This is a genomic window from Rhodococcus rhodochrous (assembly GCF_014854695.1).
Taxonomy (GTDB): Bacteria; Actinomycetota; Actinomycetes; order Mycobacteriales; family Mycobacteriaceae; genus Rhodococcus.
In genome coordinates this window covers 262836-275870 of record NZ_CP027557.1, presented here as the reverse complement: position 1 = coordinate 275870, position 13035 = coordinate 262836, and the positions used below count along the sequence as shown (strand labels likewise).

General features: G+C 66.7%; 14 protein-coding genes. 9 read left to right on the top strand and 5 right to left on the bottom strand.

Annotated features, from left to right (window positions below; translation table 11 throughout):
- Window positions 1–8 precede the first annotated feature (8 nt).
- A complete protein-coding gene (locus tag C6Y44_RS01215) occupies window positions 9–1913 on the bottom strand; it encodes a glycosyltransferase (protein ID WP_016692651.1) in 1905 nt (634 codons plus the stop codon).
- Between the two features lie 143 nt (window positions 1914–2056).
- Entirely contained in the window at window positions 2057–3064 is a 1008-nt protein-coding gene (rfbB, locus tag C6Y44_RS01210; protein WP_159416973.1) for a dTDP-glucose 4,6-dehydratase, read from the bottom strand.
- A 33-nt stretch (window positions 3065–3097) separates the two neighbouring features.
- Here rfbB and rfbA point away from each other — a divergent pair, with 33 nt between their 5' ends.
- The 3 genes from rfbA (at window position 3098) to C6Y44_RS01195 (ending at window position 5532) form a co-directional block, all read left to right on the top strand.
- Window positions 3098–3973 (top strand): glucose-1-phosphate thymidylyltransferase RfbA, encoded by an 876-nt coding sequence (rfbA, locus tag C6Y44_RS01205; RefSeq protein ID WP_120281096.1) that lies wholly within the window; start codon window positions 3098–3100, stop codon window positions 3971–3973.
- A gap of 1 nt (window position 3974) precedes the next feature.
- A complete protein-coding gene (gene rfbC, locus C6Y44_RS01200) occupies window positions 3975–4556 on the top strand; it encodes a dTDP-4-dehydrorhamnose 3,5-epimerase (RefSeq protein ID WP_159416974.1) in 582 nt (193 codons plus the stop codon).
- A 94-nt stretch (window positions 4557–4650) separates the two neighbouring features.
- The gene (locus C6Y44_RS01195; protein WP_159416975.1) at window positions 4651–5532 is read left to right on the top strand and encodes a DUF559 domain-containing protein; all 882 of its coding nucleotides are present in this window, start codon (window positions 4651–4653) and stop codon (window positions 5530–5532) included.
- Between the two features lie 31 nt (window positions 5533–5563).
- Here C6Y44_RS01195 and C6Y44_RS01190 read toward each other — a convergent pair whose 3' ends face one another.
- Window positions 5564–6097: a GtrA family protein gene (locus C6Y44_RS01190; protein WP_016692646.1), complete on the bottom strand. Its 534-nt coding sequence runs from the start codon at window positions 6095–6097 to the stop codon at window positions 5564–5566.
- Window positions 6098–6116: 19 nt separating this feature from the next.
- On the opposite strand from C6Y44_RS01190, the gene C6Y44_RS01185 reads away from it, so the two are divergent.
- Window positions 6117–7541, top strand: coding sequence for an FAD-binding oxidoreductase (locus C6Y44_RS01185; RefSeq protein WP_120281092.1), 1425 nt, complete (start codon window positions 6117–6119; stop codon window positions 7539–7541).
- Window positions 7541–8302: a decaprenylphospho-beta-D-erythro-pentofuranosid-2-ulose 2-reductase gene (locus tag C6Y44_RS01180; RefSeq protein WP_016692644.1), complete on the top strand. Its 762-nt coding sequence runs from the start codon at window positions 7541–7543 to the stop codon at window positions 8300–8302. Before C6Y44_RS01185 ends, C6Y44_RS01180 begins: the two co-directional genes overlap by 1 nt.
- A gap of 61 nt (window positions 8303–8363) precedes the next feature.
- Here the strand turns inward: C6Y44_RS01180 and C6Y44_RS01175 are convergent, their stop codons facing one another.
- On the bottom strand, window positions 8364–8684 hold the full coding sequence (locus tag C6Y44_RS01175) for a hypothetical protein (protein ID WP_159416976.1): 321 nt from the start codon (window positions 8682–8684) through the stop codon (window positions 8364–8366).
- 156 nt (window positions 8685–8840) lie between these two features.
- Between C6Y44_RS01175 and C6Y44_RS01170 the strand changes: the two genes are divergently transcribed.
- Window positions 8841–10769: a galactan 5-O-arabinofuranosyltransferase gene (locus C6Y44_RS01170; RefSeq protein ID WP_159416977.1), complete on the top strand. Its 1929-nt coding sequence runs from the start codon at window positions 8841–8843 to the stop codon at window positions 10767–10769.
- Here C6Y44_RS01170 and C6Y44_RS01165 read toward each other — a convergent pair.
- Window positions 10744–11184, bottom strand: coding sequence for a DoxX family protein (locus C6Y44_RS01165; protein WP_159416978.1), 441 nt, complete (start codon window positions 11182–11184; stop codon window positions 10744–10746). The genes C6Y44_RS01170 and C6Y44_RS01165 overlap by 26 nt on opposite strands.
- Window positions 11185–11308: 124 nt before the next feature.
- On the opposite strand from C6Y44_RS01165, the gene C6Y44_RS01160 reads away from it, so the two are divergent.
- From C6Y44_RS01160 to C6Y44_RS01150, 3 genes are read left to right on the top strand one after another with little or no spacing between them, the layout of a single operon-like run.
- Entirely contained in the window at window positions 11309–11605 is a 297-nt protein-coding gene (locus C6Y44_RS01160; RefSeq protein WP_159416979.1) for an SAV_915 family protein, read from the top strand.
- Window positions 11602–11877, top strand: coding sequence for a hypothetical protein (locus tag C6Y44_RS01155; RefSeq protein ID WP_192378612.1), 276 nt, complete (start codon window positions 11602–11604; stop codon window positions 11875–11877). The genes C6Y44_RS01160 and C6Y44_RS01155 overlap by 4 nt, the downstream gene beginning before the upstream one ends.
- Window positions 11874–13034 (top strand): hypothetical protein, encoded by a 1161-nt coding sequence (locus C6Y44_RS01150; RefSeq protein ID WP_159416981.1) that lies wholly within the window; start codon window positions 11874–11876, stop codon window positions 13032–13034. Before C6Y44_RS01155 ends, C6Y44_RS01150 begins: the two co-directional genes overlap by 4 nt.
- Window position 13035: the final 1 nt, after the last annotated feature.

Here is a 13035-nt window from a genome sequence, read left to right as displayed (position 1 = left end):
CGCACGGTCTACCCGTCGATGCCGTACAGGCGCGCCCAGTTCTCGCGGCTCGTGAGCTTGGGCAGCGCTTCCTGCCAGACCGTCTTCATCCGGGGCGCTTCCTTGCGGAGCTGCCAGCACACCTTCGCGGTCTGCTTCGCGAGTTCGACAGCGGTGTCCTTGTCGCGGTGACGCACCCGCACGGCGTTCTGCGAGGCGTCGGTGACGACGGCCTTGTCGAACAGCGACACGTGCCACCAGGCGGCGAAGTGCGCGGGCACGGTGACCGTCCGGCGGTCGACCTTACCGGCGAACTGCTGCACGGCACGCTTGAGCAGCACCAGCCCCTCGCGCTTCTTGTCGGGCTCGAACTGCCACACCGACATCTGCGTGTGCGGGTCGGATTCCTTGCCCACCTGCGCGGCCGGCAGCGGCTTCGTCTCGGGATAGCGGTCGCGCAGTTCGCGCAGTTCCTTCAGCACCGACTGGCCGCCGTCGTAGAGGAAGTCCGGTCCGGCGAGGAAGTCCTCCGCCGCCTTGATGAAGGTCGCGGCGAGACCGTACTGCATCGAGACGATGAGCTCACTGATCTTGCGGAACAGGTACTTCGACATGTCGTTCCCGTCGAAGCGCCCATAGATGGACGAGACGATCAGACCGTTGCGGATGCTGAAGTAGCGCGCCCAGTCGTCGTAGTCCTTGAGGTAGAAATCGGCGTGCCACACACCCGCATTGGGCAGGGTGACCGTCGGATGCCCCGCGTAGCGGGCACGGATGCCGTATTCGATGTCGTCCCACTGGAAGAACAACGGGATGGGCAGGCCGCAGTCGGCGATGATCTCGGCCGGCAGCAGGCAGGTCCACCAGCCGTTCCAGCCGGCGTCGAAACGCATGTCCTGCTTCTTCTTCACGAGATCGATACCCATGCGCGCGCCCGGAGTCAGTGCGCCGGCGGTGATCTCGTCGAGCACCTCACGCTCGGCCGAGACGTGCAGGACCTGCGGGTTGCTCAACGACAACATCTGGGCACCGACGATCGTCGGCTGCACCGTCATGTTCGCGAAAGCGTTGAGACGCAACACCGATTCGGGTTCGCACAGGATGTCGTCGTCCATGACGATGACGTTGGCGTGCTCGGCCTTGGCCGAGCCGGTGATCTCGTACATGCCTCGCGAGAAACCACCCGCACCACCGAGATTCGGCTGGGTCAGGTAGATGAGCTTGTCGCCGAGCTTGTCGGCGACCTCGGCGAACGCCGAACGCGAGCGCACCTGGTCGGTGCCCTGGTCGACGATGCACACCGCTTCGATGTCGGCCATCGCCCCGTCGTCCGAGGCGAGGGTGCCGACGGTGACGGTGCAGTCGTCGGCGCGGTTGAACGTGCAGATGACGACGGCGGCGGGTCGCAGGCGCTCGGGTGCGGCGACCGTCCAGCGCGCGTCGGAGACGAGCACCGATCCGTTGCTGGCGTCGACGGCGAACCACATCGCACCGCCGTCGACGAACCGCTCGATCGGCAGCTCGAGGTCGAGCTCGCCCGAACCCGACACCGTCTCGACCGTCACGATCCGCTCGCGTCCACGGGCGTCGGACGCCCACACGGTGAACTTCGCGGTACCGGAGCAGCCGTAGGTGAGCTGCAGGTTGACGGTCTTCACGTCGGTCCAGCGCTGCCAGAACGTCGCGGGGAAACGCCCGAAGTAGGTGTTGGTGTGGGCGGTCGCGCCGTCGGCGAGCTGCAGCCCGTAGCGATCGGACGCCGCGTCGCCCTTCGTGTGGACGTACATCTTCTCCGGCACGCGCGGCGACAGGGATGCGAAGACGCCGCGCTGGACGATCAACCGGTCGCGACGCACCGGCTCGGTGAGAACCTCGTCCAGCGTGTCCGCGTCATGTCCGATCGTGCTTGTGTCGCCGGCAGCTGCCTGCTCCATCGGGCTACTCCCCGCTCGTGGTCGATCCGCTGTTTTCGATGCGACAGTAGCAGCGGAAACAGGAGCTCCACGGTTGTGTGCGTCGTGCACCAGTGTTTCGACCCATTCGCGAATTGTGCCGGGATCACCCCGAACGGCGCAGGTTATCCGCCCAGAACGCGCTCGGTCCGGCTGTAGGCGGCCTCGGTGGCATGCTTCTGTGGCGTCCACCACTGCTCGTTGGCGCGGTACCAGTCGACGGTCGCGGCCAGGCCTTCACGGAAGTCGCGGTAGCGGGGCTGCCAGCCCAGTTCGGTGCGCAGGCGGGTCGCGTCGATGGCGTAGCGCAGGTCGTGGCCGGGGCGGTCGGTGACGAAATCGAACTCGCTGCGGTCCTTGCCGCACAGCTCGAGGACGGTTTCGACGACGGTGCGGTTGTCGGTCTCCCCGTCCGCTCCGATCAGATAGGTCTCCCCGAGCTGCCCGTGTTCGATGATCGTCCACACGGCACTGTTGTGGTCGTCGACGTGGATCCAGTCCCGCACGTTGGTGCCGGTGCCGTAGAGCTTGGGGCGCACGCCGGTGAGCACGTTGGTGATCTGGCGGGGGATGAACTTCTCCACGTGCTGATACGGACCGTAGTTGTTCGAGCAGTTCGAGATGGTCGCGCGGACGCCGAACGAGCGCACCCAGGCGCGTACCAGCAGATCCGAACCCGCCTTGGTCGACGAGTAGGGGCTCGACGGGTTGTAGGCGGTGGCCTCGGTGAAGCGAGCGGGGTCGTCGAGGGCGAGGTCGCCGTACACCTCGTCGGTGGAGATGTGGTGATAGCGCACGTCGTACTTGCGGACCGCCTCGAGCAGCGTGAAGGTGCCCACGAGATTGGTCTGCACGAACGGCGCCGGGTTCGCCAGCGAGTTGTCGTTGTGGGACTCGGCGGCGAAGTGCACCACCAGATCGGTGTCGGCGACGAGCCGGTCGACGAGGTCGGCGTCGGCGACATCGCCCTGGACGAAGGTGATCGTGTCGGCGACCGGGTCCAGGGAGGCGCGGTTGCCGGCGTAAGTGAGCTTGTCGAGCACGGTGACCTGAGTGTCGGGTCGTTCCGCGACGGTCTGATGGACGAAGTTCGCGCCGATGAAACCGGCGCCACCGGTGACGAGCAGCCTCATTGGGGCAAGCCTACTCATGCGAGACTGTCCGACATGCGCGGAATCATCCTCGCGGGTGGGACGGGCTCGCGTCTGCATCCGATCACCCAGGGCGTGAGCAAGCAGCTCGTGCCCGTCTACGACAAGCCGATGATCTACTACCCGCTCTCGACGCTCATGCTCGCCGGGATCCGCGACATCCTCATGATCACCACCCCGCACGACGCCGAGCAGTTCCGTTGGTTGCTCGGCGACGGCTCGCAGTTCGGCGTGAACATCACCTACACGATCCAACCCTCACCCGACGGTCTGGCGCAGGCCTTCGTGCTCGGCGCCGACCACATCGGAACCGAGCCGGTCGCATTGATCCTCGGCGACAACATCTTCTACGGTCCCGGCCTCGGCACGCAGCTCAAGCGCTTCGCCCACATCGACGGTGGCGCGGTGTTCGCGTACCGGGTGTCCGACCCGTCGGCCTACGGGGTGATCGAGTTCGACTCCACCGGTCGCGCCCTGTCACTCGAGGAGAAACCCGACGACCCGAAGTCGAACTTCGCGGTGCCCGGGCTGTACTTCTACGACAACGACGTCGTCGAGATCGCCCGCTCGCTGAAGCCGTCGGCGCGCGGCGAGCTGGAGATCACCGACGTCAACCGCACCTACTTGGAAGCGGGGAAACTGCAGGTCGAGGTATTGCCGCGCGGCACCGCCTGGCTCGACACCGGCACCTTCGACTCGCTGCTCGACGCGTCGAACTACGTGCGCACCATCGAACAACGTCAGGGCCTGAAGATCGGCGCACCCGAGGAGGTGGCGTGGCGTCTCGGGTTCATCGACGACGAGCAACTGCGCGCCGCGGCCGAGCCGCTGGTGAAGTCGGGCTACGGCAGCTACCTGCTGGATCTGCTCGAACGAGGAAAGGACCGCTAGGTTGCAGTACCGGGAACTGACGATCGCCGGGGCGTGGGAGGTCACGCCGAAACAGTTCGGCGACGACCGGGGCGTGTTCCTCGAATGGTTCAAGCAGGAGAGTTTCACCGACGCCGCCGGCCGTCCCCTGGAGTTGGCGCAGGCGAACTGCTCGGTCTCCGCCGCCGGGGTGCTGCGCGGCATCCACTACGCGGATGTCCCTCCCGGACAGGCGAAGTATGTCACGTGCGTGTCGGGGTCGGTGCTCGACGTCGTCGTCGATCTGCGGGTGGGGTCGCCGACCTTCGGGCAGTGGGATTCGGTGCTGCTCGACACGAAGGACCGACGCGCGATCTTCCTGTCCGAGGGCCTCGGCCACGGCTTCCTTGCACTCGAGGACAACTCGACCGTCGTCTACCTGTGCTCGACGGGCTACAACCCCGACCGGGAGCACGAGGTGCACCCCCTCGATCCGGAGATCGGGATCGACTGGCCCACAACAGGACCTGACGGCACCCCGCTGACCTACGAACTGTCGGCGAAGGATCAGGCGGCACCCACCCTGGCCGACGCCCGCGAAGCGGGCCATCTCCCGAACTTCTGACGATTTGTGTGGATTCGACCCCGGTTTCCGGGGCTGGATCCACACAAATCGATCGGTGCGGAACCGGAACGGCGATCACTGCGTCGAACCGGATATGAACCTGCGAAACGCGTACCGCATCATGGCCGCTCAGGACGGCGTCATCACCCGAGCGCAAGCACTGGACTGCGGAATGAGCGCTTCCGCTGTCGACCGACGGGTCGAGAACCGCGACTGGCTCGCGCTCGCACGCGGCGTCTACCTTCGTGCCGACCGGGAACGCACGCCGGCCGTGGCGCTACGGACAGCCGTCTACGCGGCAGGTCCGGAAGCGGCGGCGTGGGGACCGAGCGCGGCATGGTGGTACGGACTGCTCGACCGCGCTCCTTCTCTCCGCTACGTGACCGTGCCACAGAAGCGCACCCTCGCCCGACGCCACGGGGTGCGGGTACGCCGACGCGACCTCCAGCGACGCGACGTCGTCGTAGTGCGCGGTCTACCCGTCACCGCGCTGCCACTCACGGTGCTCGAAGCCGCCGTCGAACTGCCTACGGGTTCGGTGCTCATGGACCGCGCGCTGCAGCGTCACACCTCGCTACCCGCACTCGAGCAGGCACATCGAAGGAATCTCGGGCGTCACGGCGCACCCCGCGCCGCTCATCTGTTGTGTTCGGCTCGCGAAGGCGGCCACTCCCAGGCCGAACGCATCTTCCACCGACTGCTCCGTGGGGCGGGGTTCACCGGCTGGCGGGCACATGCGATGAGCTGCGGCTTCGAGATCGACGTGGTGTTCGACGCCGAGCGGGTCGCGATCGAGATCGACGGGTGGGCCTGGCACCGCGACGCCGAGCGACACCGCCGCGACGCCGAGAGGCAGAACGTCCTGATCAACGCCGGCTGGCACGTGCTGCGCTTCACCTGGCACGCGATCACCCAGGAACCCGACGAGGTGGTGCGGCAGATTCGTCAGGCCCTGAATCGGACTTCGGTGGGTTGAACCCCGCTGAGCGGGGTCGGATCCACCCGAATCAGCGGAGGCGGAAGATCACGACCCGCTGGACGACGAAGTTGATCACCGTCGCGGTGCCCTGGGCGACGACGAAGGCGAAGGGCGTGACCCACCACTCGTCGCCGAGGGCTTCGTTGAGTACGCGGTTGATGCCGACCTGTGCGGCGAACGTCACTGCGTAGAGGACCACCACTGCCGCGAAGCGGACGCGGCTCGGCGGGGCCTTGAAGGTCCAGCGGCGATTGATCAGGTAGGCGGTGGTGGTACCGGCCACGAACGACAGGGCCTTCGCGACGTCGCGGGTGACGCCCAGTGCCATGAGCAGGACGTACAGGCCGTAGTCGACGATCGCCGAGAAACCGCCGGTCAGGACGAACCGCGTGAGCTGCGTCTTCAGGTCCAGCGCCTCGTCGGCCGTCGAATCGGTCAACGGCAGTTCGGGAGCCAGTGGGGCGTGGTGCTCCGGCAGCGGCTGCACATGGTCGTGGGATTCCGGCACGCAGACGAGGGTAACGCCCGTGAGGAACAGCATCTTGCCGGGTGACCAGGACACACGGGTAGCCTTTACCCCGATGTCCACGACAGCTACGGAGCAGGCGAGCGAGCCGCTCCCCACCCAGACCCGCACCCTGACCGGCTGGGGGCGCACCGCGCCGACCACCGCAGAGGTGCTGTCCACTCCCGACGTCGAAGTGATCGCCAAGGCGGTCGCGCGGGTCGCGGAAGACAACGAGTCGAAGCCGTCGCACCTGCGTCGCGGTGTCATCGCACGCGGGCTCGGGCGCTCCTACGGCGACCCGGCGCAGAACGCCGGCGGGCTCGTCGTCGACATGACGGCGCTGAACAAGATCCACAGCATCGACCGCGACTCGCGGCGTGTGGTGGTGGACGGCGGCGTCGACCTCGACCAGCTCATGCGCGCCGCCCTGCCGTTCGGCCTGTGGGTCCCGGTTCTGCCGGGCACCCGGCAGGTGACGATCGGTGGTGCGATCGGCTCCGACATCCACGGCAAGAACCATCACAGCGCGGGCAGCTTCGGCAACCACGTGAAGTCGATCGACCTGCTCACGGCCGACGGCCAGGTCCGCACGTGCACGCCCACCGGACGCAATTCCAAGCTGTTCTGGGCGACCGTCGGCGGCATGGGTCTGACGGGCATCATCCTCCGCGCGACCATCGAGATGACCCCGACCGAGACGGCGTACTTCATCGCCGACGGTGTGGTCACCTCGACGCTCGACGAGACGATCGCCGTGCACAGCGACGGCTCGGAGGAGAACTACGACTATTCGAGCGCCTGGTTCGACGCAGTGGCTCCGCTGCCGAAGCTCGGTCGCGCCGCGATCTCCCGCGGTTCGCTCGCCAAGCTCGATCAGCTGCCGAAGAAGCTGCAGAAGGACCCGCTGAAGTTCGACGCGCCGACGCTGCTGACCTTCCCGGACGTCTTCCCGAACGGTCTGGCGAACAAGTACACCTTCTCGGCGGTGGGTGAGGTCTGGTACCGCAAGTCGGGCAACTACACCGGCAAGGTCCAGAACCTGACGCAGTTCTATCACCCGCTCGACATGTTCGGTGAGTGGAACCGCGCCTACGGATCGAAGGGTTTCCTGCAGTACCAGTTCGTGGTGCCGCCGGAGTCCGTCGACGAGTTCAAGCGCATCATCGTCGACATCCAGAAGTCGGGGCACTACTCGTTCCTCAACGTCTTCAAGCTGTTCGGTGAGGGCAACAAGGCGCCGCTGAGCTTCCCCATGAAGGGGTGGAACATCTGCGTCGACTTCCCGATCAAGGCGGGTCTGAACGAGTTCGTGCGCGAACTCGACAAGCGGGTCCTCGAGTTCGGTGGTCGTCTCTACACCGCGAAGGATTCGCGGACCGACGCGGAGACCTTCCACGCCATGTATCCGCGGATCGACGAGTGGCTGAAGGTGCGCCGCTCCGTCGACCCCACGAACGTCTTCGCCTCCGATATGTCCAGAAGGTTGGAACTCCACTGATGATCAACGCCGTCGGCAACCCCCAGACCCTGCTGCTGCTCGGTGGCACCTCCGAGATCGGCCTGGCCATCGTCGAGGAGTACCTGCGCAAGGCACCGGCTCGCGTGATCCTCGCGGCTCTGCCCGGCGACCCGCGTCGTGAGGACGCCGTCGCCCAGGCGAAGGCCGCGGGTGCGACGCAGGTCGACCTGATCGACTTCGACGCGCTCGACACCGCGAGCCACCCGGCCGTCATCGACCAGGCATGGAAGGACGGCGACGTCGACATCGCGATCGTCGCCTTCGGTCTGGACGCCGACGCCGAGGAGCTGTGGCAGAACCAGAGCAAGGCCGTGCGGGTCGCGGAGGTCAACTACACGGCCGCGGTCTCCGTGGGTGTGCTGGTGGGCGACAGGATGAAGGCGCAGGGCTTCGGCCGCATCATTGCGATGTCGTCGGTCGCCGGCGAGCGCGTGAAGCGCGCCAACTTCGTCTACGGCTCCACCAAGGCCGGCCTCGACGGTTTCTATCTCGGTCTCGGTGAGGCGCTGCGTCCGTTCGGTCCGCGCGTGACCGTCGTGCGCCCCGGCCAGGTGCGCACGCAGTTCAGCGCGCACGTCGACGAGGCGCCGCTCACCGTGAACAAGGAGGACGTCGCGAAGCTCGCGGTCGCGGCCTCCGATCGCGGCAAGGAGATCGTCTGGGCACCGGGCACCTTCCGGTTCGTGATGATCGTGCTGCGTCACCTGCCGCGCGCGATCTTCCGCAAGCTGCCGATCTGACAGACGTGCACCCGCTGCCCCGCCGGACCCGTTCCGGCGGGGCAGTCGTCTTGTTCAGGGTTTACCGGACGTATCCGGTTCCGCTGTGGATCATCCCGGGCGGCCCGTAGCACCAGTGGTTGATCGACCCTTCGTTCACGAAGACGCCGTTCACGGTGCCGTCCTGTCCCGCCTCGTTCGTCGCGTAGCCGACACCCGGAGTCCCGAGGACGATGCACTGGTAGGGATCGACGCCGTGGTGGTCGTACAACCGGCCGTCGATCGGGCCGCCGGGCTCGCCCGGTGCGATCACCGGATACGCCGAGGCCTGCGCCGCCCCGAAGACGAGGAGAGGTGCCGTCGCGAGCGTTGCAAGGGCCGCACGAACCGCTTTACCTGTCATGATCTGAGCCTTTCGTTCGGATTCCCCGGGCCGTACCGACGGCCCGGTTTCCCGACGCAACTTCCAGGATGAAGGTCCCGACCGGTGGACGGCGGCGTTTTTGCGGCGCGAATCGGGCCACCACTCGTCTCGCGGACGCATCTCTATGCTCGTGGGGTGCTCGCCGACACTCCTGTAGCAGTAGCCCCGTTACGCCGTGCCGTCTCGACGCTCGCGCAGTTCGTCTGCGCAGCGCTCGTCGCAGCACTCGTCGCGGCGGTGGGGCTGTTCGCCTTCGACCGCGTGCAGTGGCCGGCGTTCAATTCGTCGAATGTGACGCAGGCCGTCACCACCGTGATGCAGTTCGCGGCACTCGCCGTGCTCGGCCTCTCGATCTATCTGTTGCGTCGCCGCAGATGGGTGACGGGGGCGCGGGTGTTGTCGTGGGCGGCGCTGTCCGGCCTGGTGACCGCGACCCTCGGGATGCCGCTCGCCGCGACCCGCCTCTATCTGCACGGCATCTCCGTCGACCAGGAGTTCCGCACCCAGTTCCTCACGCGGCTGACGGACAGCGCGGCGTTGCGCGACATGAACTACGCCGATCTGCCGTCGTTCTATCCGGCCGGGTGGTTCTGGATCGGTGGCCGTGTCGCGAATGTGCTGGGCATGGACGGCTGGGAAGCGTTCAAGCCGTATGCGATCGGTTCGCTGGCGGTCGCGGCGGTCGTCGCCCTGGTGTTGTGGTCCGAACTGGTCCGCTCCGACCTGGCGGTGCTCGCCGCCACCGCGACGACGCTCGTCGTACTGGCCTACGGTTCGCCGGAACCCTACGGAGCGGTGATCGCTGTGCTGGTCGCGCCGACGTTGGTGCTGGCCTGGGGCGGTTTCCTGCCCGCTACGCGCGGTGGCCGGGTGCGACAGGGCTGGGGCGCCGTCGTGGGGACGGGCCTGTTCCTCGGTCTCGCCGCGACCTTCTACACCCTCTATCTCGGAATCGCGGCGTTCGCGGTGACGGTGATGGCCGTCGTCGCGGCGTACCTCGCGCGTCGCGCCACCGGGTCGTGGCGGGCGGTCCTTCCGGTGCTCGTGCGTCTCGTGGTGATCGCGGTGATCGCGATGCTCGTCGCGTTGATCGTGTGGGCGCCGTTCGTGTTCGACGTGCTGGGCGGTAATCCTCCGTCCGAGTCCGGTACCGCAACGCACTATCTCCCCGATGGCGGTGCGCGACTGCCGTTGCCGATGTTCCACATGTCCCTGATCGGACTGTTGTCGTTGCTGGGCACCGTGTGGCTCGTGGGCCGCGCGTCGTCGTCGCATCGGGCGCAGGCGCTCGGGCTGGGCGTGATCGCGGTCTACCTGTGGTACCTCGCGTCGATGGCGTTGACCGCCGTGGGCAACACCCTGCTCGCGTTCCGTCTCGAGGTGATCCTGCTCGTACTGCTCGCTGCGGCAGGCGCATTCGCCTTCGTCGACTTCTCGCGGTGGATCAGCCTGGCGACCAGCGAGAATCCGCGCGTGCGCAGGGTTCTCGTGGCGGTGGGCGCTCTCGGTGCGCTGGCGTTCACCCAGAACATCCCGCAGGTGCTCGGGGGTGAGATCACCGTCGCCTACACCGACACCGACGGGGCCGGTGAACGCGCCGACCAGCGACCCGCCGGTGCCGCGTCCTACTACGCCGAGGTGGACGACGTCCTGCTGTCCCAGTTGGGCGGCGAGCGTGACGACCATGTGGTCCTCACGGCCGACACATCCTTCCTCGCCTACTACCCGTACTTCGGCTTCCAGGCCCTGACCTCGCACTACGCCAACCCGCTGGCGGAATTCTCCGCGCGTGCCGCAGCGATCGAGGAGTGGTCGGAACTCTCCTCCGCCGACGAACTGCTCGCCGCGTGGGAGGAGTTGCCGTGGCGAGCCCCCGACGCCGTCGTCTTCCGACAGGGCGCCGAGGGCTACACGCTGCGTCTGGCCGAGGACGTCTACCCGAACGATCCCAATGTGCGGCGGTACACGGTGACCTTCCCCAAGGAACTGTTCGACGATCCCCGATTCACCGTGACCGAGGTGGGACCGTTCGTCGTCGTCACCGCGGCAGGCGAATCGGCATGATGCGGCGAACCCCGATGTCCCGCAACCACAATCCACCCCAGACGAAGATGCCGGTGTAGATCGGGAAGAGGGTCGTGCTGACGATCGGCTGCTCGGTGAGCAGATTCGTCGCGACGGCACCACCGAGGTAACCGGTGAGCAGAACGGCACCGAGGATCGCGGTGGGCGGCAGGACGTAGGCGATCAGGCAGATCAGCAGGACCACGCCGAACACGCGGTTGAGGCTCGGATCGAATCCGAGATCGGCCATGGCCTCCTGCACCTGCGAGACGTTGGCGATGTGGATGATCGAGTCCCACAGCAGGAACAGGACGACGAGGCCGCTGACGATCAGGCCTGCGATGCGAGCGGTGCGTGAGGGTGCCGCGGCGGTGTCGTTGCGGGTGCCGGTGGTGGATGGGGTGAAGGTGTTCATGACGACCTCCTGGTAGGTAGCGGTGCTGTCGCAGATACCGACCGGGCAGGAGCCGGAAACTCATCGCCGCTGCGGTAAGGTCTCGGCGAGTCGTACGGGGGGTACGACGGAATCGGGGGATTCGATGAGCGACGTTCTGTATGTGCCGATCCGACGCCGCGACAGCTCCGGGCAGGTCCGGCTCGAGATGCGCACCCTGTCCGACGACCGGTTGGCGTTGCCCGCCTACACCTCACTCGAGGAACTGGTCCGCTGTTGTGGACCGCAGCAGCCGTGGATGGGTGTCGACAGCAGAGGACTACAGGAGATCCATCGGACCACCCGGTACGACGTGGTCCTGCTCGACGGCCGACAACCACCCCCGGTCGAGGACGAAGACCGTCCGTTCGAGGACCCGCTCGGAAGGAGGTGGTCCCGGTGAGCATCGACATCGGCGACCTCGACGCCGTCGCGAAACTCCTGGCGACCGGAGCGATGGGAATCGACGAGCTCGGACCCGATCCCGCACCGATACCCGACGCGGGTGCCGCCACTCCGCTGCTCGTCGACGCTCTCGGGTCGATTGCTTCCGTCCTGGACGCGGCGGTCCGGTCGCTGGCCAGTGCAGCAGACGCCACCCAGGACAGTCTGCGCGCCTACCAGGACGCCGAGTCGCACACTGCTCAGGAGATCGCGAAGGCCGGTGAGGGATGAGTCTCGACACCCGAGTCTTCGGCGACCCCACCTCCTGCTACGCATGTGCGGATTCGCTCGCTGCCCTTGTCACGGGTGTGAACGACCGACTGAAGTCGGCCCGCGACGGCCGTACAGAGTCCGAATTCGAGTTCGGAAGCCCTGCGGGAGATGCGTTCCGCACGACCCTCGACCGCATCATCACCGGGACGACCGAGGCTGCAGACCAGATCGACGTGATCGCCGCTGCCCTCCGCGCATTCGCCGACGGACTCGCCACCGCCCGGTCACGCATGTCGCAGGCCGAGGAGACAGCGGCGGAAGCCGGCATTCCCGTGGAGTTCGGCGTCGGGATCGGTGAGCCACTCGACGCCGATCCGAACTCGTACGACATTGCGCTCCACACACTTCGGGCGAAGCAGATCGCGGCCTACGAGACGGCTGCGGGGCTCGTTGCGGACGGTCGCGCAGTCGAAACCGCAGCGCACAACGCACTCGCGGAAGCCTTGCGCGGGCCGACGACGATTCTGAAGGACGCAGAAGCCCAGTGGGAATGGCTCTTGGCTCATACCGTGGGCGGATACATAGCGACGACAGTCTCCGAGTTGTCGAAATGGGGAGAGCTATCCGAGACACGAGGCGCAACCCTCGCTCGGCTGCGTGAGCTTGCTGCGGAAGCGGCGCGGTTGGGTGATCCGTACCCGGAAGCGACAGCGGCCAGGGCTGTTCGGGCCTTCCAAGGCGGGGCGGACGATGCAGCGAGGTTCGCTGCGGAGAATTCTCGACTGCTTGCGGGGATCGGTGACAACAAGTTCGTCCAGAGTGTCGGCGGTGATCTCGGCGACCTCTTTCCCAAAGGATCGACCCTGGCGGGTGTGGGCTCGAAAGTTCCTTATCTAGGACTAGCCCTCACCGCCGGCCAGACCGCAAGTGACGTGATGAATGCCGAGACAACTGGAGAAGCGGTAAAGGCCATCGCAAAGGATGTCGGAGGGTTCGTCGCAGGAACCGTAGCGACCGAATTGATACTCGCGAGCGCAGCCGGCGGTCCCGTCACGTTGCTCGCCGTGGGCGCAGGAGTCGGTGTCGCGTTCGGCGTCGGCGAAGTGATCGAACACTGGGACGACATCTCCGGTGCTGCCGGCTCTGCGGCACGCTGGGTGGGCAATCTGTTCTGAG

Coding starts and splice junctions, on each gene's coding strand:
- C6Y44_RS01215 (WP_016692651.1), bottom strand. CDS start 1,913: ATGGAGCAGGCAGCTGCCGGCGACACAAGCACGATCGGACATGACGCG.
- rfbB (WP_159416973.1), bottom strand. CDS start 3,064: ATGAGGCTGCTCGTCACCGGTGGCGCCGGTTTCATCGGCGCGAACTTC.
- rfbA (WP_120281096.1), top strand. CDS start 3,098: ATGCGCGGAATCATCCTCGCGGGTGGGACGGGCTCGCGTCTGCATCCG.
- C6Y44_RS01195 (WP_159416975.1), top strand. CDS start 4,651: ATGAACCTGCGAAACGCGTACCGCATCATGGCCGCTCAGGACGGCGTC.
- C6Y44_RS01185 (WP_120281092.1), top strand. CDS start 6,117: ATGTCCACGACAGCTACGGAGCAGGCGAGCGAGCCGCTCCCCACCCAG.
- C6Y44_RS01180 (WP_016692644.1), top strand. CDS start 7,541: ATGATCAACGCCGTCGGCAACCCCCAGACCCTGCTGCTGCTCGGTGGC.
- C6Y44_RS01175 (WP_159416976.1), bottom strand. CDS start 8,684: ATGACAGGTAAAGCGGTTCGTGCGGCCCTTGCAACGCTCGCGACGGCA.
- C6Y44_RS01165 (WP_159416978.1), bottom strand. CDS start 11,184: ATGAACACCTTCACCCCATCCACCACCGGCACCCGCAACGACACCGCC.
- C6Y44_RS01160 (WP_159416979.1), top strand. CDS start 11,309: ATGAGCGACGTTCTGTATGTGCCGATCCGACGCCGCGACAGCTCCGGG.
- C6Y44_RS01150 (WP_159416981.1), top strand. CDS start 11,874: ATGAGTCTCGACACCCGAGTCTTCGGCGACCCCACCTCCTGCTACGCA.